We start from the raw sequence: 4,343 nt of genomic DNA, 5'->3' as shown, positions 1-4,343 counted from the left end.
GGTATGTCAATGTGCTGGATTATGAGCAGATAAATTATGTGTATACATACAAAGACCACTTGGGCAACATTCGCCTACGTTATGCGCTTGACCCGCAAACCGATGAGCTGGCCATTTTGGAAGAAGACCATTACTATCCTTTTGGTTTAAAGCATTCCGGTTATAACGATCGCCACGAAATGTTTGGAAAAATACTTGGAGGCGGCGCGGAACTGGTGCCGGTGGGCCCTGTTTTTGGGGAGGAAAAGTACAAATACAAGTACAGCGGTAAAGAATTACAGGAGGAGCTCGGGCTGAATGTTTATGATTATGGAGCCCGTATGTACATGCCTGATATTGGTCGTTGGGGACAGATTGATCCACTTGCATTAGCATATAATGAATGGTCACCATATAACTATTCTTTAAATAACCCTGTTTATTTTAAGGATCCAGATGGAAAAAAAGTTGTAGCAAATGATTATGAAACTCAACAAATAATTTTAGGCTACATTACAGATCAATTAGGAGAAAAACATGGGTTTTCTTTTAATAGGGATGGAGAGTTAAGGTATAATAATAGAGACTTAAGAAAAGCAAGTAAAGGATTCAATGATGAACAAAAATCAATAGCTTCAGGGTTGAAAGAAGTTATTGATGGAGATAATGTTATTGAAGTACATATAAATGCTGATAGTGATGAGTTTACTGTAGATATTTATCAACCAGGATTTGCTTTTGACGGGGAAGGAAAATATATACCTGACGGGGAAGGCGGTTTTATGCGAGAAGGATGGCAAATGAGAACAGACAACTATGCAGAGCTTTCCACAAAAGATAGTGGAGGTGGTTTATTTTGGGCACAAGGTAAAGATACTGGAGATAATTCAAATATGTACTATGCGCATTTGCTTATTAATAGAAAAGCAGCTTCTTCTTTACAGATTAAAGGTCATGGAGGCAAACTTACTACTCCAAGTGAAAGTAGTGTTTTTATACATGAAATTCTGGATCACGGTCGGGACTTTATAAAAACTGGGAACATAAATAAGTCAAGTGGATCAAGCGTTGAAAATGTACATTTTCATAACCAAGCACTCAAGAATATAAGCACTGGAGAAAGTCCATTAAGAAACACACATTATGAATAAGAACAAATTTATACCATTACTATTTTTATGTATATTCTTTTCTTGTAAAGCACAAGAAGTTAGAGTAGTTGTCAATGATGAAACTATTATTTCAGACGAAAATATAACCGTATTCTCAATTAAGAATAAGAAAGATACATTGCATTTAAAGTCATACAAGTCAGAGTATTATCGATTAAACAATAGTATAGATGATATAAAACTGATTGTTAAGTATAAATCTATTTCATATGAATTGTCTGACTTGGATGAGAGAACTAAGTTTGTTTATATCGATTATGTATCTAAGGCAGAAGAGAATTGTTATGTTTTAAATGAAATGTTTAGTGATGCTATACAGACCAAAGGGATAGGTAATTTAAAAAATTGTACTGATATAACAAATATTTACTTGTACAGAGAATTTGAGTCAAAAATAAATAAAGGGGTCAAGATTAAGAGAAAACAACAAGAATGAAACCCGCTTTTCGAAGTGTCCCGACTTCGGAGCAACACGATTGTCATTAACCTTTTAGAACGCCATCAGTATCTCATGATGCTGCTCCGGTATTTTATGAAAAAGAACTATACCCTGCATTAGGTAATGTATCAGATGTGTTGATTGGATTATTTTAAACATTTAAATTACTGAAAATCAACATTCAAAATGTAGAGTGATAAAAAATTAAAAGCAACCTTCGGGTTGTTTTTTTATTTTAGGGCTTTTAAATCGCCTAAAATCGTGAAAAATAGCATCTCGTGTATCAAATGTGTTGATGAGAAAAACAACATGGTAAAAAACGGAAAAACAAGATCAGGAAAGCAAAGGTATATTTGTAAAAATTGTAAAGGCTCACAAGTAGAAAAGTACAGTTACCGGGCCTGTCACCCTAACATTAATCAACAGATCGTTACATTGACCAAAGAAGGTTTGGGCATAAGAAGTACGGCAAGGGTATTAAATATCTCAACCACCACATTGTTAAAGCGTATTGTTGCCATTACCCAAAGCATCCCGCAACCTGTTATATCTAAAGGAAAAACCTATGAAGTAGATGAGATAAGGACGTTTTTAAAAAGGAAAAACAAATTGGTGTGGATTGCGTATGCTTTGGAAAGAGAAAGCAAAAAAGTGGTAAGTTTTTGCGTGGGGGCAAGGACCAACAAAACCTTAAATGTGGTTTTAAAAACCTTACATTTTGCCGAAGCAAAACATATTTTTACTGATGGGTTGAGAAATTACAGCTATCTCATATCAAAAAGCATTCATAAAGTAACCCGGTACGGCACAAACCACATTGAGAGAAACAATCTCACATTAAGGACACATCTGAAAAGGCTCAGCAGGAAAACGATTTGTTTTTCAAGAAACCTCGTGATTTTGGCCGCTGTTTTGAAAATTTACTTTTGGGGGTGAAAGAAGTAAGTTTGCCAATACTCTTCAAGGGATAGCTTACAGGTATTAACAATTCACTTGTTAATTTGGATTTGGACAGCATGCTTTATGATATTGCCTGAGCAAAATTCCAGAGGGCTTTACGACCTTCAGTTGTCAATGAATTATCATAACACCATCAGCATCTCATGATGCTGTTCCCGCTTTTTATAACCATTCTAAATAGCCAACTTTAACCCTCCGTTAGTTTGTAGATAAACAAACGGCATCGTATTTTTGTGTACCTTTTTGTAAACAAACATCACATGAGCGGATTTCTATCTTCATCCATTGCTAAAAAAGTGGCAATGGCTCTTTCCGGCCTGTTTTTGGTCATCTTTCTTGCACAGCATTTCTTTATCAATTTCACTTCGGTTTTTAGTGCTGATACTTTCAATGAGTTTTCTCACTTTATGGGTGTAAATCCCGTGGTGCAGTATGTGGCACAACCCATACTTATTTTTGGGGTGTTGTTTCACTTTATTATGGGTTTTGTGCTCGAAATTCAAAACCGAAGTGCCCGAAATATTTCCTATGCCAAATTTAATGGCAGTGCCAATTCCTCCTGGATGTCACGCAATATGATATACAGCGGCGGCTTTATCCTGATTTTCCTGGTGATTCATTTCATTGATTTCTGGGTGCCTGAAATGGATATCAAATTTGTGCAGGGCGACATGAGTGGACTCGATGCCGCCGGAAATTACCGCTATTACGACCACGTGGTGCACGCCTTTGAGCCGGTATGGAGAACAGCCCTCTATGTGGTTGGGTTTATTTTTCTTGCCCTTCACCTCTTGCACGGTTTTCAGTCGTCTTTTCAGTCGGTTGGGTTTAACAATAAATATTCAAAAGCACTCAAAGGGTTTACAACCGCTTTTGCCATCATCATTCCGCTTGGATTTATTTTCATTGCGTTGTATCACCACTTAAATCAGTAATCGTCCTATGGCAACTTTAGATTCAAAAACACCTGAAGGTCACATTTCCGAAAAATGGACCAACCATAAAAATAAAATCAACCTGGTCAACCCGGCCAACAAGCGTAATATTGACGTGATTGTGGTGGGAACCGGTCTTGCCGGAGGTTCTGCTGCAGCTACTTTGGCTGAGCTGGGCTATAACGTCAAAGCGTTTTGCTTTCAGGATTCACCGCGTCGTGCACACTCCATTGCCGCTCAAGGCGGAATCAATGCCGCAAAAAATTATCAGGGCGATGGCGATTCAACCCACCGTCTTTTCTATGATACCGTAAAAGGTGGTGATTACCGTTCACGCGAATCCAATGTGTATCGCCTGGCTGAGGTTTCAGCAAACATCATTGACCAATGTGTAGCGCAAGGCGTTCCTTTTGCACGTGAATATGGCGGATTGCTTGACAACCGCTCGTTTGGAGGGGTACTGGTTTCCCGAACCTTTTATGCCAAAGGACAAACAGGGCAGCAATTATTGCTTGGCGCTTATTCGGCCATGAACCGTCAGATAGGTCGCGGGAAAATAAAAATGTACAACCGTCACGAGATGCTCGATTTGGTGATTGTTGACGGAAAAGCCAGAGGCATCATCGCCAGAAACCTCATTACCGGTGAAATTGAAAGACATTCTGCACACGCAGTAGTGTTGGGAACCGGAGGCTACGGAAACGTATTCTACCTTTCCACCAATGCGATGGGAAGCAATGTGACTGCCGCCTGGAAAATTCACAAGAAAGGGGCTTATTTTGCCAATCCCTGTTACACTCAAATTCACCCTACCTGTATTCCCGTCTCAGGAGACCACCAGTCAAAATTAACTTTGAT

General features: G+C 38.6%; 5 protein-coding genes. All 5 read left to right on the top strand.

The window, feature by feature from the left end; genetic code table 11:
• The coding region (locus tag AC6F75_RS13935) for an RHS repeat-associated core domain-containing protein (RefSeq protein WP_500715693.1) at positions 1–1,130 on the top strand (1,130 nt) is incomplete at its 5' end.
• Positions 1,123–1,587, top strand: a complete 465-nt coding sequence (locus AC6F75_RS13930) for a hypothetical protein (RefSeq protein ID WP_500715692.1) — start codon at positions 1,123–1,125, stop codon at positions 1,585–1,587. The genes AC6F75_RS13935 and AC6F75_RS13930, both read left to right, overlap by 8 nt.
• Positions 1,588–1,848: 261 nt before the next feature.
• Positions 1,849–2,526, top strand: coding sequence for an IS1 family transposase (locus AC6F75_RS13925; protein ID WP_500715694.1), 678 nt, complete (start codon positions 1,849–1,851; stop codon positions 2,524–2,526).
• A 284-nt stretch (positions 2,527–2,810) separates the two neighbouring features.
• Positions 2,811–3,485, top strand: a complete 675-nt coding sequence (locus AC6F75_RS13920) for a succinate dehydrogenase cytochrome b subunit (protein WP_500715691.1) — start codon at positions 2,811–2,813, stop codon at positions 3,483–3,485.
• A gap of 7 nt (positions 3,486–3,492) precedes the next feature.
• On the top strand, positions 3,493–4,343 hold an 851-nt coding region (locus tag AC6F75_RS13915; RefSeq protein ID WP_500715690.1), incomplete at its 3' end, for an FAD-binding protein.

Source organism: Planktosalinus sp., assembly GCF_059864935.1.
Note: the sequence above shows the minus strand (reverse complement) of the source record. Positions and strands in the feature narration are given on the sequence as shown.

Excerpts from the sequence above, each read along its gene's own strand:
- AC6F75_RS13920 (WP_500715691.1), top strand. The coding sequence starts at position 2,811 with ATGAGCGGATTTCTATCTTCATCCATTGCTAAAAAAGTGGCAATGGCT.
- AC6F75_RS13930 (WP_500715692.1), top strand. The coding sequence starts at position 1,123 with ATGAATAAGAACAAATTTATACCATTACTATTTTTATGTATATTCTTT.